Below are 25,035 nucleotides of genomic sequence, written 5' to 3'. Positions count from 1 at the left end.
TTATCCTAAAATTTATTATTATTTTGCATTGTTACTTTTTTATGAAAAACTTTAGTTGTAATTGGTCCAATTAAAGTTGTCAAAGAAAATATTACTTGATTAATACCCTTACTTAAAATAGAAATTTCAGAAGAAACTAAATTTGTTCCTGCTATATCTAGTTTTGAATTATTTAATTCAATTGCTATTCTTCCTTTAATATCACTTGACGTTATATTAAGAATAGAATTTGTAGCACTTATTGCAACATTATCTGAATTAATATTTGAATCTATCAAAGAAACTGTTGAATTTACAATAATTAATTTTTCTAAATTACAATTATTTAATTGAAGATTCTTTGAATCTATAATTTTTAAAATTCTAGAATTACAATTTATTTTAGTGTTATTTGCTATTATTGTCTTTTCATCTTTAGAGTAAACTTTAGTCTGATTTTTCTCTTTTTTTTCTATTTCTTTATTTAAAAATTTATCCAAATAATTTAGATAAACCTCTTTTGAATCCAATATAGGAACATGTCCTGAATTTTTAATGACTTCTAAATTTGAGTTTTTTATCAACTTATTTAAAATATACCCTACTCGTATAGGAACCACATCATCATTTTCTCCCCATAAAATAAGAGTTGGAACATTTATCTTATTAATATCAAAAAAAACTTCTGTCATTAAACCAATAGCTGCAATTGCTGTTGAATTTTTTTGAAATACTAGTTGTCTTAATTCATCATTTCTTACGATGGTATATAAATCAACATTAACCATCTTATTTAATCCATTTGTAACTTTTGACATAAAATTTGTTATTTTAGTGTTTAAAAAATCACTCTCTTTTGCATCAACAAATTTATCAACTCCTACTTTAATTAAAAATTCTCCATAAGCATCTCGATGTAAAATACCAGCTGAATTTATTAAAAATAATTTTTTTATTTTATTTTCAAATAATGTCGTATACTTTATACTAATTGCACCACCCATTGAATGACCAATCAAATAAAAAGGTTTATTAATATATTTTGAAACAATATAATCAAGAACTAAAGCATATTTTTCAGGAGTATATTCAGCACTACTTTTAGAAGATTTTCCAAATCCAGGTAAATCAAAAATTATTACATAATAATTTTCTTTTAACTTTTCAACACTATCTTTCCAGATTGTAGAAGCTTCATCACCTAATCCATGAACAAAAACAATTGCTTCATTCTTTTTATCGCCATGTATTTCCATATAAACTTTACTATTAAGAACAGGTTCATCTATATAAAATATATTAGCAGATAAATATGAGCTAATTAAAATTAGAAAAAGAGTGATTTTACTTAGAGTTTTCATCTTGTAAGGCAATAACTAAATTACCTGTTGCATAAATAGTAGAATTATTTAATAACTCAAATCTAAATTCACTCATAGAACCAAATACCATCTCTCTTTTTATTTTAATAATATAATTATCATAAACTAGATTATTTAACAATTCTATATCTTTTAAAGAGACCAAAAATCCCATAGTTATATTTTTATCATCTTGTGCAAATGCAGCACTACTTTGAGCTGCTGCTTCACAAACCATAGCTAAAGTTGGGGGATGAGGGAAAATACAAGAAACAAATGCATATTCAGCATCTATTTCTAATAACTCTTTTACAAATCTAATTGGTTCTTGATGTGGTAGTTTCATTATAAATCAACTTCAATAATATTTTTTTTATCATTTGAAAATTTTTTTGCAATATACATAAAGTGCTCCACTGATTTTGGAAAACCTTCATTTGAAATATTATTTATATCTATTGTTGCAGCTTGATCTGTAACTCTAACTTTTAACGCAACTGCAACTTCCAAATATTCTATACAATTGTTCACTTCTTCTATATTGTCAATATTTAATGTTTCTGTACAAATTAATAACAATTCATCTCCATCTAGTGCTTTTATCGCACCCACTTTTAAAGCTTTTAAAGAAGTTTCATCACCTGAAGAAATTGTTAAAATTTCACTATTATTTTTAAATAAAATAGATGAATAAGAAACAGCAGTATTGTATACAGAATTTTGAAAATCTGTTGGAGATAATATATCATTTTTTAATATGGCATTTAAAATATTTGATGTAGCTAAAAGTTCTCCATAAGCTGTACCGTAAATTATTCTTCCATTATTAAAATTTACATTATTAATTAATTCGATAACTAATTTTGCAGCTTTTGTTAATCTTCTTCTTAATACCATTGTGGGAACTAACTCTTTTGTATTAAGATTTTCTATTTCTTTATTCCCAAATAAATATGAGCTTTCTAATATTTCTAAATTTATTTTCATTTTGTTATTCCAAAAATTAAAGAAGTATTATTTCCACCAAAAGCAAAAGAGTTACTAATTGCATAATTAACCCTCTCTTTTGATATTTCCATTGAATAATTTATTCCATCTATTTCAGGTTCAACTAAACCTTTATTTGGGGGAATTATTTGATTTTGTAAAATCATACAACAAATGACTGCTTCAATTGCACCAGCAGCACCTAAAGTGTGTCCTGTAATAGATTTTGTTGAACTTACTTTTGGTTTTTTATCAATAAACAAAGAATTTATAGCATTTAGTTCTGAAAAATCATTTGCATACGTTCCTGTTCCATGAGCATTAATATAAGAAATATCATTAATATTTAATTTTGCATCATAAATAGCATTTTGCATTGCACTTTTTGCTCCCAATCCTTCTGGATGGGGTTGAGTCATATGATGGGCATCAGAGCTATATCCTACTCCACAAAGTTCAATAGAATTCTCTTCTTTTTTATTTTGAAGTAATAAAATTGCAAACCCTTCTGAAACATTCATACCATCTCTATTTTTATCAAAAGGAGTACATGGTTTTGATGATAATACACTTAACGCTGAAAAACCACAGACAGTTGTATAAGATAATGTATCTATTCCAATAACTAACACATTTTCATAAATACCTTTTGATATAACTTCTTTTGCATAACCTAAAGCATTTGCACTTGAAGTACAAGCTGTTGAAAAAGATACATCATCATAAAAAGAAAATTTTTCTTTTAAATGATAAGCAATTGCATCAACTGGATGTTTTTTATAATTGATTTTTTTATAATTTGCATTTTGAAAAAAAAGTCTTTCAGTTTCATCCATTCCACCAACAGAAGAACCTACAATTAATAAAGTTTTTGAAAAATCAACTAATTTTGTCTCTTCCAATAACTTTTCACATCTTTTTAATAAAATATTTTGCAGATTTTCATCTTTAGATACTTTACCAATAGCAACAACTTTTTCTTTTATATAACTTGTATCAGTAAAAATAGTATCTTTTTGTTCACATACAGATTGAAATAATTCTAAAGAATCATTTCCTGCACAAGATACAGAATCAAAATAATTTATATATACTTTGTTATTTATTGTCATTTATATATTTTAATAAACTATTTACAGATTTAAATATTTCTTGATATTGTTCACTATTATTTATTTTAATACCATATTCTTTTTCGATAATTAAAACTAATTCAATAGAATCAACAGAGTCTAAACCTAAGCCTTCATCACCAAAAAGTGCATCATCATCATTAATATCATCTACACCAATATCTTCAAGCTTTAAACCGTTAATTAAAAACTGCTTAAATTCATCACTCTTAACTGCCATTTTCTATTTTCCTAAATCTAATTTTATTGTAAAGATTATACAAAATTTGTACTTTTATCTATCTTACATTTTAATTACTCATTGCAACTAAAGCTTCAATTTTTCGTTTTGTATCTTTTACAAAATAATTATTTTCATCCCAAACATAACCCGATAAAATTGAACTAATAGAATTTTTAATAATATCCGATTTATTTTTTGAATAAAATATTTTTTGTAACTTTCCTTCATACCAAGCATATACAAATTCTCTAAAGACATTAATTCCTATCATCATATAATCTTCATAATCATTTTGCCAATTAACCTTTTCACCATTTAATTCTTTTATTATAAGTTCAGCTACTTTATTTGATGATTCAAGAGCTAAAGTTACACCTGATGAAAAAACTGGATCTAAAAATTCTGTAGCATTTCCACTTAATGCATATCCTTTTCCATACATTTTTTTGATTGCAGCCGAATAACCACCAATAATTCCTACTGGAACTATTTTTTCTGCATTTTTAAATTTTTCTTTTAAATAAACATGTTCATTTATTACTTTATCCCAGAAATCTGCTTGACTTAAACCTGTTTTCTTAAAATAATCTTCTTCACATACTATTCCACAAGATGTTGTCCCATCACTAAAAGGAATTACCCATAACCATGCTTTATTATTATCATGTATTACAATATCTATAAAACCTTCAAAATCTTTTTCTCTTCTTCGTTCACCTTTTACTCTTGTAAAAATTGCATTTCGTAATCTTAAATCAGATGGAATATCCAAATCTAAAAGTTTTGGCAATACTCTTCCATATCCTGAAGCATCCAAAATAAACTTTGCTTCAAACTCTTCAATATTTCCATTATTATTTTTTGCTTTTAATTGATTTTTTTCATTATCATAAGCTATTACTTCATAACCATGACGTACATCCGCTCCCATTTTTTTAGAATTTTGTAATAAAACATTATCAAACTCTTCTCTTTTAACTTGAAAACTTGTTCCCCATTTTTGTCCTAAATTCTTACTAAAATCAATAACTTGTTCTTCATTTTTTTCATTAACAAAAATTGCTCCACCTTTAGTCATATATTTTTGTTGTTCTATTACTTCAAATAATTCATTATTTTCTAATATTTCATTACATCTTGGCAGTAATGATTCTCCAATTACAAATCGTGGAAAATCTAATTTTTCTAAAATTATTACACTAAAACCATTTTTTAAAAGCTTAGAAGCAGCCAAAGACCCACTTGGTCCTCCACCAATTATTAATACATCACATTTTTCCACTTTATCTCCTTGAGAATTAATTATCTTATTATATACTTAGTTTACTTTTGATAGAATGTGAAAAGTTATTTTAGTAATTATTTTGGAGTATTTTTATTGGAAGGTTTATATCATATACTTGATTCAAAAGTATCAGAATCATTAATTGAATATGAAATTCAATTAACAGATGAAAAACATCCTATTTTTCAGGCACATTTTCCAAACAATCATTTGTTACCAGGTTTTTTACACATTGACATCGCAAGTAAGCTATTAGATAAAGAATTATCAAAAATTACCAAAGCGAAATTTTTGCAAGCTATTTTACCTTTAGATAAAATTTTATTTATTATTGAAAAAAAAGAACAAAACTATAAAATAATTACTAAAAAAGATAATAAAAAATGCAGTGAGTTTATTTTTGTTACAAGATAAAATATTCGTAGTAATTCCTACTTATAATAATCCTAAAACTATTGTTAATGTTGCTAATGATGTGATAAAAAATGGATATAAACTTATCATTGTTGATGATGGCTCAACTATTAAAGTAACTGACTTAATTGAATCACATCCTGATATTATAATTCTTCGACATGAAATTAATCAAGGAAAAGGTCAAGCCATCTTAACTGGAGCAAAAAAAGTAAAAGAGTTAGGACATGACTATTTTATTAGTTTAGATGGAGATGGTCAACATTTAGCAAGTCAAATAGAAAAAATCTTAAGTGCACACGATGGAAAAGACCAAATAATCATTGGAGCAAGAAATTTCGATATTGACAATGTACCAAATGGTTCAAAATTTGGTAGATGGTTCAGTAATTTCTGGGCTTGCTGGGATACTGAACAAGAAATTAAAGATTCATTATCAGGATTTAGATTATATCCTACTTCAATTTTAGATTTAAATATTAAAACTTTAAGATTTGATTGGGAAATGGAAGTTCTTGTAAAGCACTCTTGGAAAGGTAGATTAATAAAAGAAGTTATTATAGAGTGTTATTATCCAACTCCAGAAGAAAGAGTTAGTCACTTTAAAAAATTTTGGGATACAGCTGCTATTGTAATGGTACATATTAGATTATTGCCATTTAAGTTTTTGTTAAAAAAAAGATATAAGTAAATGAATGTAAAACAAAGAGGTAGTGGTTGGAGCATAAGGCTTGCATTTAACTTGTATAAACTTTTTGGTTATAAATTTATTTATATAATAATGTATCCTGTTACATTTTTTTATTTTATTTTTGCAAAAAATGTTAAAGAATCACTTAAAATATACTATAAAACACTAAATTTAGAATTTAATAATTGGATTTATTTTGAACATTTAAGAATGTTTGCAATGTGTCTTTGTGATAGATTTATTTCAAAATATGACCCAGATTCATACAATTTTATCTATGAACATGGAGAAAGAGTTACAAAAAATTTAGATGATGGAACTATTTTATTGTTTTCTCATTTTGGAGGTTGGGCTTCAAGTTCAAGTAAACCATCTACAAAAAATAAAATAAACATTGTAATGAAAGAAGTTATCTTAGATAGTATTAAAAATATTGAAAGAAATATTGATAAAACAACATCAAACATAAAGATTATAGACCAATCTTTGGGTCAACTTGCTGTTTCAATTGCAATTGCTAATGCTATTTCAAATAAAGAAGTTGTAGCTATTATGGCAGATAGACCAACAAGTGAAAAGTATAAATATAAAGTTGAGTTTTTTGGAAAAATTGCTAACTTTAATAAAAATCCATTTAAGATATCATATAAAACTAAAACTCCAATTTTATGTGCTTTTGTAATAAGTTCAGGATTACAAACCTATAAAGTTAAAACTATAAAACTGGATTTAAATTTTGATTTAAAAGAAGATGAAGCTATTGAAATAGCTATAAAGCAATATGTCAAACTACTTGAAGATATTTTATTAGAATATCCAAATCAATGGTTTAATTTCTACAATTTCTGGGAGGAAAAATGAATTTACAAATAGATAAAAGGTACATTACACTTGATGAGATAACAAAAGCTTCAAATATTGAAATATCAAAAAATCAAGAATTTTTAGATTATATTAATCATACACATGATTTTTTGATGAATGAAATAAAAAATGGTAAACCAATTTATGGAATTACGACAGGTTATGGAGCAAGTGGTAAAAACTATGTTACTTATGAAGATAGTAAAACTTTACAAAAAAATCTATTTAGATTTCATGGTTGTGGAATTGGTCTAAATTTATCTCACAAAGTTTGTAGATATGCTGTTATTATGAGAACTATTTCTTTAAGTAAAGCTCGTTCAGGAGTAAGTGTAGAACTGCTTAAAAGACTTGAACTTTTAATTCAAAAAGATATTATTCCTGTTATTCCTTCTCAAGGTTCAGTAGGAGCTAGTGGAGATTTAACACCTCTTTCATATATTGCTGCTGTGGTTGCAGGAGAGCGAGAAGTTTATTATAAGGGTGAAATCAAAGATGTTATGGAAGTTTATAATGAATTAAACATTACTCCTTATGAATTTAAACCAAAAGAAGCCTTAGCTATTATGAATGGTACAACTATCATGAGTGCAATTGCACTTGTAGCCATTGAAGAATTTGAAACTATTTTAGAATCAATGGAGTCTTATGTAGCTGGAATGTTTGAAGTTTTATTAGGTGATGATACACCTGTTGAAGATTTCGTACATGAATCTAAACCATTTAGTGGTCAAATAACAACAGCAAAAAATATAAAACATAAAATTCAAGGTTCGAAATTAACTCATGGAAGAGATGATAGATATGATAAGTTCTTTGCTGATAATGATTTAAATATTCAAGATACTTACTCTATGAGATGTGCACCTCAAGTTTTAGGTGTGATTAGAGATAATCTTATAATTTCTAAAAATTGGGTTGAAACTGAGATTAACTCCGTAAATGATAATCCTCTAATAGATGGAGAAAATAAAAAAATCTATACATCAGGAAATTTTTATGGTGGTTATGTAGCTCATGCTATGGATACTTTAAAAATATGTGCTGCAAATTTAGCTGATTTATTAGATAAAGAGTTTGCTTTATTGGTTGACCACAAATTTAACAGAGGTTTAGGTGAAAATCTAAAACTTTCACATGAACCTTTTTACCATGGATTTAAAGCAATGCAAATTAGTTTAAGTTCATTGAGTGCTGATGTTATTAAAAATACTACAGCAGCATCTATTCACTCAAGACCAACAGAATCACTAAATCAAGATAAGGTTTCTATGGGAACAACTGCTGCAAATGATTTTGCAAAAATGATTCCTGATTTACAATTAATGTTAGCAATTGCATTTATGGGTATGGCACAAGCTGTTGATATTAGAGGAATTAGTGAAGTTTCACCTCATCTAAAAAATATTTATGATGAAATTAGAAAAATCATAAAACCTCTTTATGAAGATAGAAGAATGGATAAAGAAATTAATATTATGGTTTCATTAATTAAAGAAGGAAAATTTGTTTAAAAAGGATTTTAAATAATTATGATGGGAAAAAAAGTATTAGTTACAGGTGCAACAGGAAGTATTGGTGAAGAGATTGTAAAAGAGTATGCAAAAAATGGTTTTTTTGTATATATTCACTACAATACAAATATAGAAAAAGCAAGTAAAATTTTAGAAGAAATAAATCATCAAGGTGAACTAATAAGTTTTAATATGCAAGACAAAAACTCTATTAGAACTGCTTTAGAAAATCTTGATGTTGATGTTTTAATAAATAATGCAGGAATTATCAAAGATAACCTATTTTTCTTTATGGACGATGATGAGTGGGAAAAAGTGATTAATACAAATCTTACGGGACTTTTTTATGTAACAAAGGTTATCTCTAGAAATATGATGATGAATAAAAGAGGAAGTATTGTAAATATAGCATCAATTTCAGGAATTACTGGAAATTCAGGACAAGCTAATTATAGTGCAAGTAAAGGTGGAGTAATAGCTTTTACAAAAACTTTATCAATCGAACTAGGAAGATATAATATCCGTGTAAATGCTCTAGCACCAGGGATTATTGAATCTGAAATGATTGAAAATATTCCAAATGTAAAAGAGATGAAAAAAGCAATTCCACTAAAAAGATTTGGAAAACCTCAAGAAGTTGCATCATGTGCCTATTTTATAGGGGTAAATGCTACTTATGTAAGTGGTGAAGTTTTAAATATCAGTGGAGCAATGGTTAGATAAATTTATGAACTTACTCATATCTTTACTTTATGCTCCTGTTATATTTTATTCTCTTAAAAATTTTGAATTAAAAACAGTTTCTATTGTAATATTTATTTTTTCTTTTTTATGGTTTATAGCAAATATAAAAAAAGATTTTAAAGAATTTATTTTTCCTTTATTTTATATGTTTGTCTCTATTTTGGCATTTTTATTAGATGATTTTTTATTACTAAAAATATTACCATTATTAATTTCAAGTTTAATATCAATTTTTATTTTATATAGTTATATTTCTAAACAATCATTTATATTTATTTTCTTAGAAAAAATAAACAAAAAAGTAAATGAAAAAGAGAAAGATTATATTCAAAAATCAACACTATTTTGGTTTTTTGTTTCATTTATAAATATTTTAGTTCATGGATATATTTTAAAATTAGATAATATAATTTATTGGACTTTTTATTCATCAATTGGATGGTACTTGTTATTTATATTTGCAGGACTTATTCAATTTTTACACAAAAAAATCTATTTTAAGGAAAAAATCCATGTTTAGAATTCTATTTTTATTTTTAACTACAACTCTTTTTTTATTCTCTAATCCAATAAAATTTAAAGAAGAAAAATACATAAATGCTTTACATTCAAGCATACAAAAAAATGGAATCCTAAAATTTGAAGATAATTCAATTGAAATAATCTATCAAGGAACTAATAAATCTTTTATTTTTTATGATGATTATATAGGTTTAAAAACAGAAGAAAAAGAAGAGATTCTAAAATATGAAGAGAATATGGAATTAACAATATTTTCAAAATTAATTAAAGGTATTTATAGAAATCAACAAGAAGAATTAACAGAATATTTTGAAATCACAAATGAAAATGAAAAAACTATTTTAGTACCAAACGAATATTTATCAAATGCTATACAAAAAATAGAATATAAAAAAATTGAAGAAAAATTAGAATTTCTTAAAATATATTTTTCAAATGAAGATTGGATAAATATTGTTCAAATCAACTAATTATATTAATAGCTTTATACTAATAGTTTTAGTTGCTTTAGTTATATATTTTGATTCTTTTAAAACTATTTCAACTCAAATACAAACTATTCTACCAAATAGTGAACAAAAAGAGTTATTAAAGAAATTTAATGAATTCCAAAATAGTAAAAAAATACTTTTATTTGTAGAAGGTTTAGAGAAAGATTCACTTAATAAATTAAAAATAATTGAAAATGAACTACTCAAAATTAATGGTTTAAAGCTAGAAAAAAATCAAACTAATAAAAATTTTCAGAAATTTCAAGAAGATTATAAATTTTATATTAATAATTTTGATAAAAATAGTTTAATAAATTTAGATATTGATTCTAAACTTGAAGAACTAAGATTCAATCTATTAAATGCAAATTTTTCATATTTTTTCGATAAAAATGATCCTTTATCACTTTTAGAAAAAAATAAAATTGAAAGAAATTACTCTTTAAAAAATGGACAATTAATCATTAAAGATTTAGGTTATTTATCTATTTTTACGATAAATAATTCTATTAATTCAATATCACAATATGAAGATATTTACGATTCCATTCAAAGTAAAACTAATATGTATGAGAATATAAAGATTTTTTCTCCTATTTTTTACTTTGTGGAAAATTCAAGAATTATTCAACAAGATGTTAGAACTATTATTTTATTTTCAACTATAACTTTAATATTACTTTATATTTTAATACTAAGAGATATAAAATTATTAATAAATAGTTTTATCACCCTTTCATCATCTATTTTATTGGCTTTATTTATTAGTTCATTTTTATTTAAAGAATTGTCAATTTTTGTGATTGTTTTTGGCATATCAATTTCAACTGTAGCAATAGATTATATGTTTCACCACTATGTTCATAATCATTATGAAAAGAAAAAAAAATTTAACAAACAAGTTTTTTTAGGAATGTTTACAACTGTTGGAGGATTTTTTATTATTTCATTTATATCTTTTGATTTAATAAAACAAATTTGTTATTTCTCAATTGTTTCATTAATTTTTTCTTATTTACAATTCTCTTTTTTATATCCTAAAATAGGTTTCATTTATACAAAAAGAAAAAATATAAATTTTCATCTTTTTTCAAAAATAAAACCTAGTATTATCATCCTATTTTCTATTATTTTAATTTTAATTTCTTTAAATCAAATAAATTTTGATTCAAATTTAAAAAACCTTGATGTTGAGAATAAAAAATTAAATCAACTAGAAAATTTCTTTAATGAAAAATTAACTAATCAAGATAATATTCCTGTTTTAATAAAAGGAAATTCCATCAATTCTTTGATAAAAAACTCAAAAATATTGAAAAACAAATATCCTAATGCTTTTATTCCATTATCTACTTTAATAACAGAAGAAGAATTTTTAGAAAGAAAAGAATTTTTAAAGCAAATAAATATAAATTCAATCAAAACTCAATTAGAAAAAAAATCTTTAGATTTTGGTTTTAAAGAGAATTTTTTTGATACAACTTATAGATATGATTTGAAAAAACCAGACTATACTTTGGAAGATATTTCAAATCTAGGATTAGAAATTTTAGCCTTTAAGAATTATTTAATCACTTATGCTAATGTTCCAAAAAATCAAGAAAATGAATTTTATAAATATGATTTTGTTGAAAGTTTAAGTGTAAAAAAAATGTTTGAAGCAAGTTTAAATTCTATATACAAAGAATTGATATTGTATGGTTCTTTAACAATTTTATTTATAATTATTATGGTATTTATATCTAGTAAAAAAAATTATCTTCATACTCTTTCATATATTATTTTCCCATTTTCATTGATTTTATTGTTATCTTTTTTTACTAGTTTTAATATTTTGCATTTTTTTATGTTATTTATTATATTATCAATATCTATTGATTATGGCATTTACATGGGTTCTTTAAATATTAATCAAAATAATAATGAAGCAATTTTATATTCACTTTTATCTACATTTGCAGGATTTGGTGTCTTAATCTTTTCAAATATAAATGCTCTTTTTTCAATAGGAATTACTGCTACTATTGGAATTTTAGCAATTACAATTTTACTAATAATTTTAAAAAGGTCAAAATAAATGATTTTAAAAGTTTTAAATGATAATGGTTTAATAAATAACTATGAGATAAAAAAAGAACTATTTTTTGATGAAAAATATAAAAATAAAATCTCTTATATTGCCTCTTCTAAAAAAGAAACTAATGCCTTAAATATATTCAAATCATATTTTTCAAATGCAAAATCAATTTTATTCGATAGCACAAATAAATCTATACTAAAAGAACTAGAAAACTTAAATATTAAAGAATTTAATGAAGATTATAATAATAAAAATATCTTTAATAATGAAGATTTTTCTTTTTTATATTTTACTTCTGGAAGTACAGGTTTTCCTTTAGGTGCTTTAAAAACTAAAGAAAATATTATTTCAGAAATAGAAGTTTTAACTTCTCTTTTAAAAAAATATGAAATAAAAAGAGTTATAGTAACTGTTCCATTTATTCATTTTTATGGTTCTTTAATGGGACTTTTTTATCCTTTATTTAACAACATTGATATTGTTTTAAAAGAACATTTTTTACCAAATGATTTATTAGACATTATAGAAGATAACTCTTTAGTTGTAACAACTCCTTTATATATTAAATCATTAAATAGAATAAGTTCTTCAAAAAATTTAAGTAATTCTATTTTTATTAGTTCAACTGCACCGCTACAAAAAGATGATGCAAAAGAGTTTAATGAAAAATTTTCATCAAATATATTACAAATATTTGGTTCAACAGAAACTGGTGGAATCGCATATAAATACAATGATGAAACACTTTGGACTCCTCTTGAAAGAGTTAATTTATCTTTAAATGAGGAAAATGAATTAAAAGTTGAATCAGATTTTATTTCAAACATTATTTTTGAAAAAGAATTAAAACAAACAAATCAACAAATACAAACTTTTGATTATGTAGAATTCATAGATAATAAATTTAAACTTATAGGAAGAAGTTCTCAAATTTTAAAAATTGCAGGAAAAAGATATTCAACAATTCAAATTGAAAATATTTTAGAACAAATAGATGGAATTGAAAAAGCTGTTGTTTTTGTAAATACAAAAAAAGATACCTTAAAAGATGAAATACTAGATATTACAATTGAAAGTAAAAAAGAGTTTCTAAATAAAGATATAAAAAAGATTTTACAAGAAGAACTATCAAATATAAAATTTTCTATAAATCTAAAAATTGTTGATAAAATTAAAACTTCTTCAGTTGGGAAAAAACTTGCAATTCAATAATTTATCAAAAAAGAAAGAGTTTTTATGTCTATAATAATTAACAATTTAAATAAATCTTATAATAATCAAATTATTTTAGAGAATCTATCTTTACAAATTAACTCTGGTTCTATTTTTGGTCTTTTAGGAGCAAATGGTGCCGGAAAAACTACACTTGTTTCTATACTAAATCAACTTATCAAAAAAGATTCAGGAAATATTGAAATTTATGGTTTTAATTTAGAAAAAAACTCAAATGAAATAAAAAATATATCTTCATATATTCCTCAAACTTATGCATTTTATCCAAATCTTACAAGTTATGAAAATTTAGAGTTTTTTGGTGCTTTATATGGATTAAAAGGTGAAAAACTAAAACAACAAATTAATTATTGTATTGAAGTTACTTCTTTACAAAAATTTGTAAATAAAAAAGCTTTTACATATTCAGGTGGTGTAAAAAGAAGATTAAATATAGCAATAGGATTATTAAATTCTCCTAAAATTATCTATTTTGATGAACCAACAGTAGGAATTGATCCTCAATCAAGAAAATATATTTTAGAAATGATTAAGAATCTAAATAAAACAGAAGATACAACGATTGTTTATACTTCACACTATATGGAAGAAATAGAATTTTTATGTGATGAAATTGCTATTTTAGATAACAAAAAAATCATACTTCAAGATACAAAAGAAAATCTAACACAAATGAAATCTACCATTTCAATACAAACAGAAAATCAAACTATTGAAATTGATATATCAAATTCTTATAATAGCTTTTCAGATACAATCATAAAATTAAAAAATGAAAATGAAAAAATAGTTAATATAAATTTTGCAGATAAAAATCTTGAAAATATGTTTTTATCAATTACAAAAAAAGAGCTTAGAGATTGATGTTTAGATATATTTTGAAAAAAGAATTTCTTTTAATTTTTAGAGATATACACGCTCTTCTTGTATTATTTGTAATGCCAGCTGTTTTTATTTTAATTATGTCTTTAGCTTTGAAAAATACTTACTCAGATTCATTTGATGTGAAATTAAAAGTTGCAATTATTGCAAAAGAAAATTTAGATATTAAAACTTTCATAAAAGAGTTAAATAATAGCTCTTATTTTACTGCTTATTTAACTAGCGATGAATCAATAAAAACTTTAATTTATGATAAAAAATATGATTTTATTGTAAAGCTAGATAGTGATTTTAAAAATAAAATAAATTCAAACGAAGAGAATTTCCAAATTCAAAGTTTTAGTAAAGCAGATATAAACAAAGAACATTTTCATATTCTAAAAAACTCTATTGTTGAGATTATCTCAAAAACAATTATGAAAGATTATTTTATAAAATCAAAAATTGATGCAAAAGTTTTATCTGAATTAAACAATAAGATAAATAATTCATATATTTACAAAAATGATAAAATAGAAACAAAAGCAAATTCTGTACAACAAAGTGTTCCTTCTTGGCTTGTTTTTTCGATGTTTTTTATTTTAATTCCAATTTCAAATACCTTCATAAATGAAAAAAATTTTGGAACTATTTCACGAATTAGAAGTATTAATGTATCTTTATTTCCTATATTAGCAAGTAAAATCATACCTTACTTTATAATAAATCAAATTCAAGTAATTATTATGATTTTAATAGGTATTTATATTATCCCTATATTTGGTGGGGATTCATTAGTAATAAATGGGAATTATTTACTCATATTTTGCATGAGTAGTGCAATTTCTATTGCAGCTATTTGTTTTGCTTTATTTATTGCAAATATCAGTAAAACAACTGAAGAAGCTACTTCAATAGGAGGAGTAATAAATATAATTTTTGCAGCATTAGGAGGAATAATGGTTCCTAAATTTGTAATGCCTGAATTTATGCAAAATATAACTTCTTATTCCCCTATGTCTTGGGGATTAGAGGGATTATTAGAAATTTTTGTTAGAGGTGGAAATTTTAATGATATAAAAATTTATTTGTTATATTTATTACTATTTGCTACAATATCTATATTATTGGCATATATATTATTAAAGAAAGGTAGAAATTAGTGTCACAATTAAAATATGAATTAAAACAGTTAATTATTGAAGAATGTGAAAAAGAGTGTGAAATTGAAGATATAAAAGATGATGAATTGTTATTTGGTCCTGAGTCTATTTTAGAACTAGATTCTATGGATGCACTTCAAATATCAATGGCCTTACATAAAAAATATGGATTAAAAACTACAGATAGTAAAGAATTACGAAAAATAATGGTTTCAATAAATACTCTAGCTGATTATATAGAATCCAATAATGAATAAGGTTTATATTACAGGAAATTCGATTATTTCCGCACTTGGAAATAATAAACAAGAAGCAATAGAAAATATTAAAACTATAAATGATAATAATTATTCTGAATATTTAAAGAATAACTACGAAGATATAAAATATTTTAGAATTAAAAAAAATTTTAATTCCCATAAAGAGAAATTTTACTCTATTTTAGAAGAAGTTGTTCTAAAAGCAATTGAAGATGCAAAACTTACAAAAGAAGAAGCACAAGATTTACATATATTTTTAGGTTCAACTTCTATGTCTATATCAATAGTTGAAGAACAACATTTAAAACATAAAAAAGATTCTACAGAATATGCTATTAAAAATATCGGTTATGGAGAAATTGGTAATTTTATTGAAACACTAATTAATTCAAAATATAATAGTACAATTGTACAAACAGCCTGTACATCTAGTGTAAACTCTATATGTTATGCAAATGATTTAATTAAACAAAATAAAATAAAAAAAGCTTTAGTTGTTGGTTTTGAGTTTTTCAATTATACCACTTTTAGAGGATTTCAATCATTAATGTTATTAAGTCCATCAGGAGAATATAAACCTTTTGATATCAATAGTGATGGCTTAATTTTAGGAGAAGCCTGTTCTGCTGTTATTTTAGAACCTTTGAAAAAAAGAGAGAATGATTTCGAAATTTTATCTTCAAATAACAGTTTTGATAGTTATTCAGTTACAAGTTCAAATCCAAATGGAGAAATAACTCTTTCGTGTATGGAACAAGCTTTAGAAAAAGCAAATTTGCAGATTAGTAATTTAACCTGTTTAAAAGCTCATGCAACAGGAAGTGAAAACTCTAACTTATCAGAAGTAACAGCGATAGATAAATTATTCAAAAAATATAATCAAAAAACCGATGTAGTAATTTTAAAACCTTATATTGGACATACACTTGGAGCTTGTGGAACAAATGAAATTGTTTTGTTATGCGAGACAATTAAAAACAATTTTTTACCTAAAACTATCAATTTTAATGAAAAATATAAAGATGTAAGTTTTACTCCTTTACTAGAAAATAAAAAAATAAATCATGCAACTATTCTTTTCCATTTTATTGGATTTGGAGGAAGTAATACTTCAATAATATTAAGTAATGAGAAATAATATGTATATTAAAAGTATATTTAAACAAATAAATGAAAATCAACCTGCAAAATTTTATAGAGATGAACTAAAAAGTATTTGTAAATTAAATTTACGAAGAAATTCTAAATTTAATATTATGTCAATTTATGGAGCATTAAATTGTCTAAAAGATATAAAATATAAAGAAAACTTATCTATTTATATAGCTAGTGAATATGGTTGTGTCGAAGATTTGGTGAAAGTTTTAGAACAAATTAATGATGAAGATTCTATGTTAATGCCATTTGATTTCTTAAATGTTAATACAAATAATACTGGTTTTCTTGTAGCACAAGCTTTAAATACTTTAGGAAATAATGTAAATATTTCATCTGAAGATTTATCATTTGAAAAAGCTTTTGAATTAGCATATTTTGAGTTTACTACAAAAGATATAAAAGATATTTTGATTGGTGGAGTTGATGAATCAGTAGAAAATATCTGTAATCATAATTCAATAATTCATAATTTAGAGAATTTTATTTCAAAAGATGGTTCATCATGGATTTATATAAATGATGAAAAAGAAAACTCAATAGCAAAAATAGAATCTTTTGATTTTTTTACAAATATCCAAGAACTAAATAAACATCTTCAAACTCTTGATTACGATAACGTAGGATTAAATCAATATGCTAAAAAATATCAAAGTGAATTAGAAATAAATAAAAATTTAATCTTTAAAAATCAAGATAATTTTTATGGAACAACTAGTGCATCTGATATTATTGATATTTTAAATGAAAATAAAAATTCTTCAATTTATATAAGCTTAGACTCTAAAAAAAGAGCCTATTTATTCTATTTTACAAATACTAAATAGTTTTTAAAATTTTGAAAGCTTCTTCTTCTAGGGTAGAAGCTTTTATTAAAACTTCTGAAATCTCTTTAGCATTAAATTTCTCAATTTTTTTTGCAGATTCAACACATTTTAAAGCAAAAAGTCTAAGTGTATCTCCCGATTCAACTATCAATTCACTTGCTTTTTGAAGTTTTTTATTATCTAAACCAAATTCTTTTGATTCTTGTAAAAATGCTGCATATAAGAATCTAAAACCTCCTCCACCTGTTCCTATTTCTTCTTGCATTCTTACAATATGAGTTAAATAATTTTTAATATATCTTTCATCTTTTTTATTTTGTAATTTTTCAATCGCTTTTGCTAATTTTTTCATTCCTTTTATCCCTGCGTATGGGAAAGGAGTGAGCATAGATTTAGCATTTTTTTTAATAGATTTTCTTAGAATAACACTAAAATCAATATTTTTAGGAATATATGTTGGATAATAAATAAAGCCTTTAGGAGCAAATACTCCTTTTGCAAATCTAGCTTTAGTTAAATCTTTTTCACTGCATTCAACTACATCTTCAAAAACAGGATCCGAAATTTTAAAATTTTTTCCATCTTTTCCATAAACTAAAAGATTATGAGCATTAAAATGAAATCTCATATTTTCTGGCATATAAGGTAAATAAAATACTGAAGTTTGTAAACCAACAAGCTTATTTTCTTCTTCGACTAATCTTGTTAATTCAATATTAGCCTCTAAAATATCTTTATACTGTTTTTTAAAAACCTTTATACCCAAAATCTTTTCAATATTTTTAACAATATTTTTAGGTAAATCTCTATATGCAATTAAAGGCATATTATTTAATTTAATAATAGGAAGAAAAACAAAAGATAAAGTGCTAGTCATACCAAATGCCATTGGTTCACTAACTTTTAAACCATAATGACTTAATAAAGTTGAAACTACACCGCTTTCACAATGAGCAAATTGGGAATGTGTAAATTCATTAATCATAAATTAAAATCCTTTAATTCTTCTATATTAATACTAAATGCTATTGCATATTTTTGTAAAATCTTATCATTCAAATTTCTAAAATGCTTCATTTTTAAATGTCTTTTTACTCTAAAAGAAAACATACTAACTGCATTTGATAAAGTTGGTAAATCCATTCTATTTTTATACATAAAATATTTAATAGGAGAAGAAATATTATTTTTAATCTCTTCTAAACACTCTTTTTCTAATTCTTTATATTCTTCTACTGCTGTAATCGTTGCAAATTCTTCAACATTACTAGCATAATTTATTCTTTGAAATTCTCCACTTTCATTTAGTCCATACATTACTTTTCTTTGTCCATCTAATGTAGAGTTTTTTTCTTGTGGTACCTCAATTTTTTTCATTATACTACTTCTAAAGACATAAATGCTGTTGAGAATCTTCCACTTTCAGGAATATAACAAAGAATTTTTTGACCTTTTTGTAATTTTCCACTATTAAACAACTCTTCAAGCATTATATACATTGATGCACTTCCTGTATTTCCATGAGTTACTAAATTTGTGAACCATTTTTCATAAGGTATCTCAAAATTTGCTCTTTTTAATCCTTCATATACTTTATCTCTAAAATATGTAGAAGAGTAGTGGGGTAAAAAATAATCATAATCATCAACTTTAATATTTTTTCTTTTTACAATTTCAATCACTGGTTTTGTCACAGTATATTCAATTATATTCTCATTTAAAAGTTTCACATCTTGTCTTACACTTAAAAGGGATTTTTCCATAACCTCTTTTTGCTCAAAGGCTCTCCAAGATTTTATACTTTTATCTTCTTGAATTTCTAAACCACTATACATACAAACTGGCATTTCCCCTGCATACGATAATACTTCAATAAATTCGATTTTTAAAGATAATTTATTTTCATTAGGTTTATTTTCAACTCTCATAGCTCCAGCACCATCTGAAAGCATCCATCTTAAAAAATCTTTTTCAAATGCAATTCCTGCATTTTTTTCCAATTCTTCTAATTGATGATTTGATTCTTCAGTAAAATTTCTCGCACTTAAGATTGGAGAAGAAGCTTCAGAACCACATGATATAGCTTTTTTAATCTCTCCAGCTTTTATACCATAATAAATATATTTCAAAGCATTAATTCCACTAAGACAAATTCCTGAAGCAGAAATAGTTTCAATATTAGAAATACCTAATTCTCCTTGAACCATCAAAGTATGCCCAGGCATTAATTGATCAGGTGATGTTGTTCCACAAGCCAAACACTCAATATCATTTAATGAAAATTTTTCATTAACAAGTTTTTTTATTGCATTTGAACATAATTGTGCATTTGTAAATAAGGGTTTTTGTGTCTCTTTCTCTAAAACATAAAATCTTCTTTTAATCCCATTACTTCTTAAAACAATATTTTTTGCTTTTGATTTTTTCCCACCAATATATCCCAAATACTCCTCAATATCTTTATTTTCTACAGGTTCATTTGGCATAAATTTTTGAATATCATTTATATATACATTTATCATTTACAAAAATTCCTTTATTCTTTCATCGCTATTACCAGAAGGTAATTCATAAAACTCTTTTTGTTTATTTATTGAGTCTTTATTTATTGCTCTTAATATTGTTTGAATTATCATATTTAATGGAACTACAGTAACAATAATAAGTAATAAAAATATTAAATACAACAATACAACTGGTTTTCTTTTTAAAGCACCTGGTTTCCCTAATTTTCTAATTAAAGCACCCCAAATTTTGAAGCTCTTTGTAGCTATTTTCTCACTTTTTATAAGTTTAATATCTACTTCAACAGCTTTCAATCCTTTTAATAAACTTCTATTCTCTTTTTCTTTATTTTCTTTTAATGCTTTAACTAAAGCTTTACCGAATCTTTCAGATTTTTTAATTTCATTTTCATCAATTCCTGCTGTACTTAATCCAAAAATTGAATCTTTTTTTCCTGTTAACATCCATCTAGGAGTTGTAATAAAAGTTTCTAATGAATTACCCTTGTCAATTAAAACAACATTATCAATTAATTTTGCATCAATATCTAATAATAATTGTTTCATTTTCTCTTGAGCCATTACCCACATATTTCTACAACCAATAAGAGTGATAACTGGTTTATTTTTTAATTTCTTTTTAGCCCAATCAGATTTTAAAAATGATGTTACAGGGATAGAAGGTGATAAAAACCATACTTGATAAGATAAAATAATTAAATCATAGTCATTTTCATCTTCATCAAACTTTTCAATTTCACAAGGTTCTAAATGTACTGATTCAGGAAAAGTATCCATAAATGTCATAAAATCCCATGGAAAAGGATAAGGTTTTATAGGTTGAATATTTTTATAAAATAATTTAATATCAGGATTATTTTGTAATGGCTTTGTAAAACTATTTACCAAACTAGTTAATTGACCTGTTTGGGAATAAGAAATTACTAAAATTTTTTTTTGATTCAAATTTGATGCCTGTAGAATAGATTTAACGTATTTAGAATATCATTATTTCTGTTAATAATTAATAAACTAAGAACAATGAAAATAAAACTTTACATTGTTCTTATATTTATAATTATTAATTATTACCTGTTCCCCATCCAGCTAAACCAGAAACTTTATTATTTTTAAATTCTACATTTCTTGTAACCCATCTATTTTGCCAATACTTCCATAAATTACTTTGTGTATTAGGAGTAACATGCGCAGGTGGGAAACCTCTTGATATTAAAACCTCCGATTTAGTCATTCCATTTTCAACATTACCATATTCAATTGCTTCTCTTGCTTTTTTAGAAAATTTTGATAAATCAACTTTTGATTTTGAGAATAATCTTGAAGATAATCCCTCAACAGGTAATTTAGTAAATTTTTCTACATTAACAACTTCTAAAGGTGTAGATTCACCATTGATTGTAAAACTGATAGATTTTGATGAGTATCCATTAATTGTAACTAAACTATTTACAGGAATTAATCTTCCTCTTTGGTAATTAGTTGCAATTATTTTGCCTTTTTCTTCCCACATATTAACTTGAGTATACATAGTACCTTGCATTGAAGGAGTTGGCTCCTTCATTGGACCACAACCTGTTAAAAATAAAACACCAATTACTGTAACCACTAGTGTTAAAAGTAAATTTAAACCTTTTTTCATCTTTCGTCTCCTTTGTTTTTAAATTTAAATTAGATTATACATTAAAATAATTTAATAATTATTATTCACCTAACATTGAACCATTTTTAGGATATCTTATCCATTCACTAACATCTTCTCCTAAAGCTTGTACTGTTCTTTCTAATACTGTACAAGAACCTTTAAATCCTGCTCCAAATCCACCTCTTGAATGTCTTTGCCCCTTAAAAGTTGCTATCTTATTACCATTTTTATATAAATCACCTGCAATTCTTGTTCTTTTATTATGTCCTAAAAAAGCATTTCCCTCACTAATTGCATCAATAATTTTAAGATCTAAAAAATACTCACTATTATCTTTATTTGCATTATCATCAATCTGAATAGCAACTGAATTATCATTTGAATACTTTTTTGTATAATCTGCTAATTGTTTCTGAATATCACACTCTTCTTTTATAGATGCTTTAATAAATGCATCTTCAGAAAAAGGTGTTGACGATTTAATTTTTACTTCTTTATTTGTCAAATCATCTACAACTGCTAATTCATTCTTACTGCTACATCCACTAAAGAATCCTAGCCCTAAAATTGTTATTAATCCCACTTTTAGAATTACCTTCACATTTTCTCCTCTTCTAAATAAATTATTTGAATTATACAATTGAAATGACTCACAAATGACTCTTTTTTTCATTTTTTAATAAAAAAAAGTAAAAATACTTTTTCTAATTATTAATCTCAAGTATAATCATGTAAATTTACTATCATTTAGAAAAACTTCTTTAAATCTTCACAACCACTGTATTATATGGATTATATAACACATTCGCCCCTGATTGAATTTTCACATTTCTTCTTTGTGTATAATCTACTTCATAAACACCAACATAATCAACAGAGAATTTAGCACATAAACTTGCGGCTTGGTTTATCACAGAAGAAGGTAACTCTTTTTTTGTATTTTGAACTATTACATGACATGAAGGTCTATCTTTTAAATGAAACCAGAAGTCACTAGCTTTTGAGTTTTCTAATAAATATATATTTTCTCTTTGACTAGTTCCAAGCATTATTTTAAAGCCTTCAAAAAAGAAACTTTCATAAATCTGAGCTTTTTTTGTTTTTATTTGATTTCTCTCTTTTTTAGGTAATAAAAACTCGCATTCTTCGATAGAAATAGCATTTCTAATATTATTAATTAACCTTAATAAGAAATCCAACTTCTCATCTAAATTGTCCTTTTCTAAAGAAATATTTGAAGCTTTTTGTTTTGCTCTTTTTGCTTTTTTAAATAATTCATTTGAATATTTTGAAGCGGAAGCTTTTTCTTCTAAATCAATTTCTACTTCATTTCCTTCATAATTATAAACTTTTAAAACTTTTTGATAAGGTTTAATATTATGTAGATTTGAAAGAATCAAATTAGCTTTTTCATAAAGCATATTTGATTCTAACTCTAATTCCTCTTTTTTAGGTAAAGAATTAATTGTAGATTCTAACTTTTTAGCCTTTTTCTCAATTTGAGAAATTTTTTGTTTTTTTACATTTTCAAGATTCTCTTTTTCTCTTTGTTCGTAAATCTCATATAAGTACTCTTCAATATTAGAAACTTCATCTATTTTTGGTACAAAACTTTGTTTTGGAACTTCATCTAACTTTTGTCCAACCTTTACAACTCTACTAGAAGAAAATTCATCAATATGTCTTAATGCTTCAATAACTACCCTATTTTCATCTAAAATAATAATATTAGTATGTTTTCCTGTAAATTCAAGTTGTAAAATTGTTGTAAGCTTTTTATAAGAAGATGAGGAATTAACCTTTATATTAATAATTTTATCATCATTGTAAAGTTCAATATTTTCTATTTTAGAATTATTAAATCTTTTTTGTAAATTTACATCAAAAGGAGCATTAAAATCTTTTTTAGAAGATAAAATCTTTTTATGTTTAAATATAGTTGCATTTCCTTTAGAAACATCAAAATAAACTATATTTCTATCATTAAATTCTATTATAATTAAATTGTTGTCAATTCTTCTAATAGTTCTTATAAATTGGGCATTCAAAGACAAATATTGTACTATTTGTTTTAATAAAAAATATTTCACAATTACTTCACTTTATACTCTTAAAATCAACTAAGAGGTTTTTTATATACATTAGATATAATTGTACCTAATTTTTCATTAGGAGTATAATATGAAATTATTAAAAATTATTGTAGCTGGTTCTTTAGCTTTAGGTTTAGCAACAACTTCTTTATCAGCTGATTCGGTTAAAGGTCAAAAACTTTTTAATAAATTATTAAAAGAGCCTTGCGGTATGACTGGTGCAAAGTTTGCAGTTAAACACACTCAAGCAGAGTGGAAACAAATTAAAACAGATGGTAAATTTGAAGAAGAAATTATAAAAATTTGTCCAAATGTAAAAGCAGGTGAATTAAAAGAATCAGTTATGGAACATATTTTTGATTTTTCAGTTGACTTCGCTAGTGATTCGGGAAATGTTCCTTCTTGCTAATAAAATCTTAAAATAAAGAGAATTTTCTCTCTTTATTTTAAATTATAACTATCAAACTTATATATTATCTTTTCTGCTAATTCAATCATTTTTATATTTAATCTTTTAAAATCTTGATTTTGCATTTTTACTAATAATTTGTCATATACGAAACTATAAGGATACAAAATAAAATATATATACTCTTTTGAATGTGACTCTTTATTTAACTCTTTAAACCAAAGTGCTAAAAGTGAGAAATATAACATTGAAGGATTAAATTCTTCATTCTTTTTTAAATTTGTAGATATTTCATTATTTATGAAATTATAAGCATCTAAAATAGATTTTATTTTATAATGTTTTCTATTTTGTAAATAGTACTGATTTGGTAAAGTAACATTTGAAATCTGCTTTAACATATCATTACTAATATTGTTAAATTCTTCTATAATCTCTTTATCTATCTCAAAACTATTTTCATTTAAATTATTTTGATAAGATAAAATCAAATCCTTACAAAACAATAATAAAGCTTCTGTTTTTATTTTTGATATATTTAAAATCATCTCTAATTGTAACAAAAATTCTATAAATTAT

Annotated in this window: 29 protein-coding genes; 15 read left to right on the top strand and 14 right to left on the bottom strand. The window is 24.2% G+C overall.

The annotated features are described in order from the left end of the window. Window positions 1–5: 5 nt before the first annotated feature. The 6 genes from AAQM_RS01055 to AAQM_RS01030 all read right to left on the bottom strand — a co-directional run bounded on the left by AAQM_RS01055 (window position 6) and on the right by AAQM_RS01030 (window position 4,965). The gene (locus AAQM_RS01055; RefSeq protein ID WP_129094063.1) at window positions 6–1,340 is read right to left on the bottom strand and encodes an alpha/beta fold hydrolase; all 1,335 of its coding nucleotides are present in this window, start codon (window positions 1,338–1,340) and stop codon (window positions 6–8) included. Beyond that, window positions 1,324–1,686 carry a hypothetical protein gene (locus AAQM_RS01050; protein ID WP_129094064.1) on the bottom strand — a complete coding sequence of 121 codons (363 nt, stop codon included), beginning with the start codon at window positions 1,684–1,686 and terminating at the stop codon, window positions 1,324–1,326. The genes AAQM_RS01055 and AAQM_RS01050 overlap by 17 nt, the downstream gene beginning before the upstream one ends. After that, window positions 1,686–2,327: a beta-ketoacyl synthase chain length factor gene (locus AAQM_RS01045; protein ID WP_129094065.1), complete on the bottom strand. Its 642-nt coding sequence runs from the start codon at window positions 2,325–2,327 to the stop codon at window positions 1,686–1,688. The genes AAQM_RS01050 and AAQM_RS01045 overlap by 1 nt, the downstream gene beginning before the upstream one ends. Continuing rightward, window positions 2,324–3,439: a beta-ketoacyl-[acyl-carrier-protein] synthase family protein gene (locus AAQM_RS01040; RefSeq protein ID WP_129094066.1), complete on the bottom strand. Its 1,116-nt coding sequence runs from the start codon at window positions 3,437–3,439 to the stop codon at window positions 2,324–2,326. Before AAQM_RS01040 ends, AAQM_RS01045 begins: the two co-directional genes overlap by 4 nt. Next, entirely contained in the window at window positions 3,426–3,680 is a 255-nt protein-coding gene (locus AAQM_RS01035) for a phosphopantetheine-binding protein (protein WP_129094067.1), read from the bottom strand. The genes AAQM_RS01040 and AAQM_RS01035 overlap by 14 nt, the downstream gene beginning before the upstream one ends. Window positions 3,681–3,750: 70 nt before the next feature. Further along, window positions 3,751–4,965: an NAD(P)/FAD-dependent oxidoreductase gene (locus AAQM_RS01030; RefSeq protein ID WP_129094068.1), complete on the bottom strand. Its 1,215-nt coding sequence runs from the start codon at window positions 4,963–4,965 to the stop codon at window positions 3,751–3,753. A 57-nt stretch (window positions 4,966–5,022) separates the two neighbouring features. Here AAQM_RS01030 and AAQM_RS01025 point away from each other — a divergent pair, with 57 nt between their 5' ends. Genes AAQM_RS01025 through AAQM_RS00960 form a run of 14 tightly spaced genes read left to right on the top strand, consistent with a single transcriptional unit; the run spans window position 5,023 to window position 17,787 of the window. Next, complete coding sequence (locus tag AAQM_RS01025) at window positions 5,023–5,382, top strand: ApeI family dehydratase (RefSeq protein ID WP_216678754.1); 360 nt, start codon at window positions 5,023–5,025, stop codon at window positions 5,380–5,382. Further along, the gene (locus AAQM_RS01020; protein ID WP_228722697.1) at window positions 5,357–6,073 is read left to right on the top strand and encodes a glycosyltransferase family 2 protein; all 717 of its coding nucleotides are present in this window, start codon (window positions 5,357–5,359) and stop codon (window positions 6,071–6,073) included. The genes AAQM_RS01025 and AAQM_RS01020 overlap by 26 nt, the downstream gene beginning before the upstream one ends. After that, a complete protein-coding gene (locus tag AAQM_RS01015) occupies window positions 6,074–6,934 on the top strand; it encodes a lysophospholipid acyltransferase family protein (RefSeq protein ID WP_129094070.1) in 861 nt (286 codons plus the stop codon). Continuing rightward, window positions 6,931–8,451 (top strand): HAL/PAL/TAL family ammonia-lyase, encoded by a 1,521-nt coding sequence (locus AAQM_RS01010; protein ID WP_129094071.1) that lies wholly within the window; start codon window positions 6,931–6,933, stop codon window positions 8,449–8,451. The genes AAQM_RS01015 and AAQM_RS01010 overlap by 4 nt, the downstream gene beginning before the upstream one ends. Before the next feature lie 18 nt (window positions 8,452–8,469). Beyond that, complete coding sequence (locus tag AAQM_RS01005; RefSeq protein WP_129094072.1) at window positions 8,470–9,174, top strand: SDR family NAD(P)-dependent oxidoreductase; 705 nt, start codon at window positions 8,470–8,472, stop codon at window positions 9,172–9,174. A 4-nt stretch (window positions 9,175–9,178) separates the two neighbouring features. Next, on the top strand, window positions 9,179–9,715 hold the full coding sequence (locus AAQM_RS01000; protein WP_129094073.1) for a hypothetical protein: 537 nt from the start codon (window positions 9,179–9,181) through the stop codon (window positions 9,713–9,715). Next, window positions 9,708–10,187 carry a hypothetical protein gene (locus tag AAQM_RS00995; protein WP_129094074.1) on the top strand — a complete coding sequence of 160 codons (480 nt, stop codon included), beginning with the start codon at window positions 9,708–9,710 and terminating at the stop codon, window positions 10,185–10,187. Before AAQM_RS01000 ends, AAQM_RS00995 begins: the two co-directional genes overlap by 8 nt. Then, window positions 10,171–12,285 carry an MMPL family transporter gene (locus AAQM_RS00990; protein WP_129094075.1) on the top strand — a complete coding sequence of 705 codons (2,115 nt, stop codon included), beginning with the start codon at window positions 10,171–10,173 and terminating at the stop codon, window positions 12,283–12,285. Before AAQM_RS00995 ends, AAQM_RS00990 begins: the two co-directional genes overlap by 17 nt. Next, a complete protein-coding gene (locus AAQM_RS00985) occupies window positions 12,286–13,500 on the top strand; it encodes an AMP-binding protein (protein WP_129094076.1) in 1,215 nt (404 codons plus the stop codon). Between the two features lie 24 nt (window positions 13,501–13,524). Beyond that, a complete protein-coding gene (locus AAQM_RS00980; protein ID WP_129094077.1) occupies window positions 13,525–14,385 on the top strand; it encodes an ABC transporter ATP-binding protein in 861 nt (286 codons plus the stop codon). Beyond that, complete coding sequence (locus AAQM_RS00975) at window positions 14,385–15,545, top strand: ABC transporter permease (RefSeq protein WP_129094078.1); 1,161 nt, start codon at window positions 14,385–14,387, stop codon at window positions 15,543–15,545. Before AAQM_RS00980 ends, AAQM_RS00975 begins: the two co-directional genes overlap by 1 nt. Further along, window positions 15,545–15,802 (top strand): acyl carrier protein, encoded by a 258-nt coding sequence (locus AAQM_RS00970; RefSeq protein WP_129094079.1) that lies wholly within the window; start codon window positions 15,545–15,547, stop codon window positions 15,800–15,802. Before AAQM_RS00975 ends, AAQM_RS00970 begins: the two co-directional genes overlap by 1 nt. Further along, window positions 15,795–16,943, top strand: coding sequence for a beta-ketoacyl synthase N-terminal-like domain-containing protein (locus AAQM_RS00965; RefSeq protein ID WP_129094080.1), 1,149 nt, complete (start codon window positions 15,795–15,797; stop codon window positions 16,941–16,943). Before AAQM_RS00970 ends, AAQM_RS00965 begins: the two co-directional genes overlap by 8 nt. A 1-nt stretch (window position 16,944) precedes the next feature. Next, entirely contained in the window at window positions 16,945–17,787 is an 843-nt protein-coding gene (locus AAQM_RS00960) for a hypothetical protein (protein WP_129094081.1), read from the top strand. Here AAQM_RS00960 and darH read toward each other — a convergent pair. The 7 genes from darH to AAQM_RS00925 all read right to left on the bottom strand — a co-directional run bounded on the left by darH (window position 17,780) and on the right by AAQM_RS00925 (window position 24,044). Continuing rightward, window positions 17,780–18,772: a BtrH-related acyltransferase DarH gene (gene darH / locus AAQM_RS00955; RefSeq protein WP_129094082.1), complete on the bottom strand. Its 993-nt coding sequence runs from the start codon at window positions 18,770–18,772 to the stop codon at window positions 17,780–17,782. The genes AAQM_RS00960 and darH overlap by 8 nt on opposite strands. Continuing rightward, window positions 18,769–19,164, bottom strand: a complete 396-nt coding sequence (locus tag AAQM_RS00950) for a DarG family dialkylresorcinol biosynthesis protein (RefSeq protein ID WP_129094083.1) — start codon at window positions 19,162–19,164, stop codon at window positions 18,769–18,771. The genes darH and AAQM_RS00950 overlap by 4 nt, the downstream gene beginning before the upstream one ends. Next, window positions 19,164–20,309, bottom strand: coding sequence for a beta-ketoacyl-ACP synthase III (locus AAQM_RS00945; RefSeq protein WP_129094084.1), 1,146 nt, complete (start codon window positions 20,307–20,309; stop codon window positions 19,164–19,166). The genes AAQM_RS00950 and AAQM_RS00945 overlap by 1 nt, the downstream gene beginning before the upstream one ends. After that, window positions 20,310–21,257, bottom strand: coding sequence for a dialkylrecorsinol condensing enzyme (locus AAQM_RS00940; RefSeq protein WP_129094085.1), 948 nt, complete (start codon window positions 21,255–21,257; stop codon window positions 20,310–20,312). It abuts the gene before it with no gap. A gap of 115 nt (window positions 21,258–21,372) precedes the next feature. Next, complete coding sequence (locus tag AAQM_RS00935; RefSeq protein WP_129094086.1) at window positions 21,373–21,951, bottom strand: hypothetical protein; 579 nt, start codon at window positions 21,949–21,951, stop codon at window positions 21,373–21,375. Window positions 21,952–22,012: 61 nt separating this feature from the next. After that, window positions 22,013–22,537, bottom strand: a complete 525-nt coding sequence (locus AAQM_RS00930) for a hypothetical protein (protein ID WP_171920634.1) — start codon at window positions 22,535–22,537, stop codon at window positions 22,013–22,015. A 178-nt stretch (window positions 22,538–22,715) separates the two neighbouring features. Then, window positions 22,716–24,044: an NFACT RNA binding domain-containing protein gene (locus AAQM_RS00925; RefSeq protein WP_129094088.1), complete on the bottom strand. Its 1,329-nt coding sequence runs from the start codon at window positions 24,042–24,044 to the stop codon at window positions 22,716–22,718. Between the two features lie 91 nt (window positions 24,045–24,135). On the opposite strand from AAQM_RS00925, the gene AAQM_RS00920 reads away from it, so the two are divergent. Then, the gene (locus AAQM_RS00920) at window positions 24,136–24,456 is read left to right on the top strand and encodes a cytochrome C (RefSeq protein ID WP_129094089.1); all 321 of its coding nucleotides are present in this window, start codon (window positions 24,136–24,138) and stop codon (window positions 24,454–24,456) included. 32 nt (window positions 24,457–24,488) lie between these two features. Here AAQM_RS00920 and AAQM_RS00915 read toward each other — a convergent pair whose 3' ends face one another. Beyond that, window positions 24,489–25,004 (bottom strand): hypothetical protein, encoded by a 516-nt coding sequence (locus AAQM_RS00915; RefSeq protein ID WP_129094090.1) that lies wholly within the window; start codon window positions 25,002–25,004, stop codon window positions 24,489–24,491. Window positions 25,005–25,035 lie beyond the last annotated feature (31 nt).

This window comes from Arcobacter aquimarinus (genome assembly GCF_013177635.1).
Classification (GTDB): domain Bacteria; phylum Campylobacterota; class Campylobacteria; order Campylobacterales; family Arcobacteraceae; genus Aliarcobacter; species Aliarcobacter aquimarinus.
The sequence above is the reverse complement of the archived record's forward strand: the minus strand, read 5'-3'. Positions and strand labels throughout refer to the sequence as shown.

Bases quoted from the DNA above. Each gene is read 5' to 3' on its own strand.
- AAQM_RS00935 (WP_129094086.1), bottom strand. From the start codon at position 21,951: ATGAAAAAAGGTTTAAATTTACTTTTAACACTAGTGGTTACAGTAATT.
- AAQM_RS01050 (WP_129094064.1), bottom strand. From the start codon at position 1,686: ATGAAACTACCACATCAAGAACCAATTAGATTTGTAAAAGAGTTATTA.
- AAQM_RS00945 (WP_129094084.1), bottom strand. From the start codon at position 20,309: ATGATAAATGTATATATAAATGATATTCAAAAATTTATGCCAAATGAA.
- AAQM_RS00980 (WP_129094077.1), top strand. From the start codon at position 13,525: ATGTCTATAATAATTAACAATTTAAATAAATCTTATAATAATCAAATT.
- AAQM_RS01015 (WP_129094070.1), top strand. From the start codon at position 6,074: ATGAATGTAAAACAAAGAGGTAGTGGTTGGAGCATAAGGCTTGCATTT.
- AAQM_RS00920 (WP_129094089.1), top strand. From the start codon at position 24,136: ATGAAATTATTAAAAATTATTGTAGCTGGTTCTTTAGCTTTAGGTTTA.
- AAQM_RS00965 (WP_129094080.1), top strand. From the start codon at position 15,795: ATGAATAAGGTTTATATTACAGGAAATTCGATTATTTCCGCACTTGGA.
- AAQM_RS00985 (WP_129094076.1), top strand. From the start codon at position 12,286: ATGATTTTAAAAGTTTTAAATGATAATGGTTTAATAAATAACTATGAG.
- AAQM_RS01055 (WP_129094063.1), bottom strand. From the start codon at position 1,340: ATGAAAACTCTAAGTAAAATCACTCTTTTTCTAATTTTAATTAGCTCA.
- AAQM_RS01035 (WP_129094067.1), bottom strand. From the start codon at position 3,680: ATGGCAGTTAAGAGTGATGAATTTAAGCAGTTTTTAATTAACGGTTTA.
- AAQM_RS00975 (WP_129094078.1), top strand. From the start codon at position 14,385: ATGTTTAGATATATTTTGAAAAAAGAATTTCTTTTAATTTTTAGAGAT.
- darH (WP_129094082.1), bottom strand. From the start codon at position 18,772: ATGATTAATGAATTTACACATTCCCAATTTGCTCATTGTGAAAGCGGT.
- AAQM_RS01000 (WP_129094073.1), top strand. From the start codon at position 9,179: ATGAACTTACTCATATCTTTACTTTATGCTCCTGTTATATTTTATTCT.
- AAQM_RS01005 (WP_129094072.1), top strand. From the start codon at position 8,470: ATGATGGGAAAAAAAGTATTAGTTACAGGTGCAACAGGAAGTATTGGT.
- AAQM_RS00915 (WP_129094090.1), bottom strand. From the start codon at position 25,004: ATGATTTTAAATATATCAAAAATAAAAACAGAAGCTTTATTATTGTTT.
- AAQM_RS00995 (WP_129094074.1), top strand. From the start codon at position 9,708: ATGTTTAGAATTCTATTTTTATTTTTAACTACAACTCTTTTTTTATTC.
- AAQM_RS01040 (WP_129094066.1), bottom strand. From the start codon at position 3,439: ATGACAATAAATAACAAAGTATATATAAATTATTTTGATTCTGTATCT.
- AAQM_RS00950 (WP_129094083.1), bottom strand. From the start codon at position 19,164: ATGAAAAAAATTGAGGTACCACAAGAAAAAAACTCTACATTAGATGGA.
- AAQM_RS01010 (WP_129094071.1), top strand. From the start codon at position 6,931: ATGAATTTACAAATAGATAAAAGGTACATTACACTTGATGAGATAACA.
- AAQM_RS01045 (WP_129094065.1), bottom strand. From the start codon at position 2,327: ATGAAAATAAATTTAGAAATATTAGAAAGCTCATATTTATTTGGGAAT.
- AAQM_RS00960 (WP_129094081.1), top strand. From the start codon at position 16,945: ATGTATATTAAAAGTATATTTAAACAAATAAATGAAAATCAACCTGCA.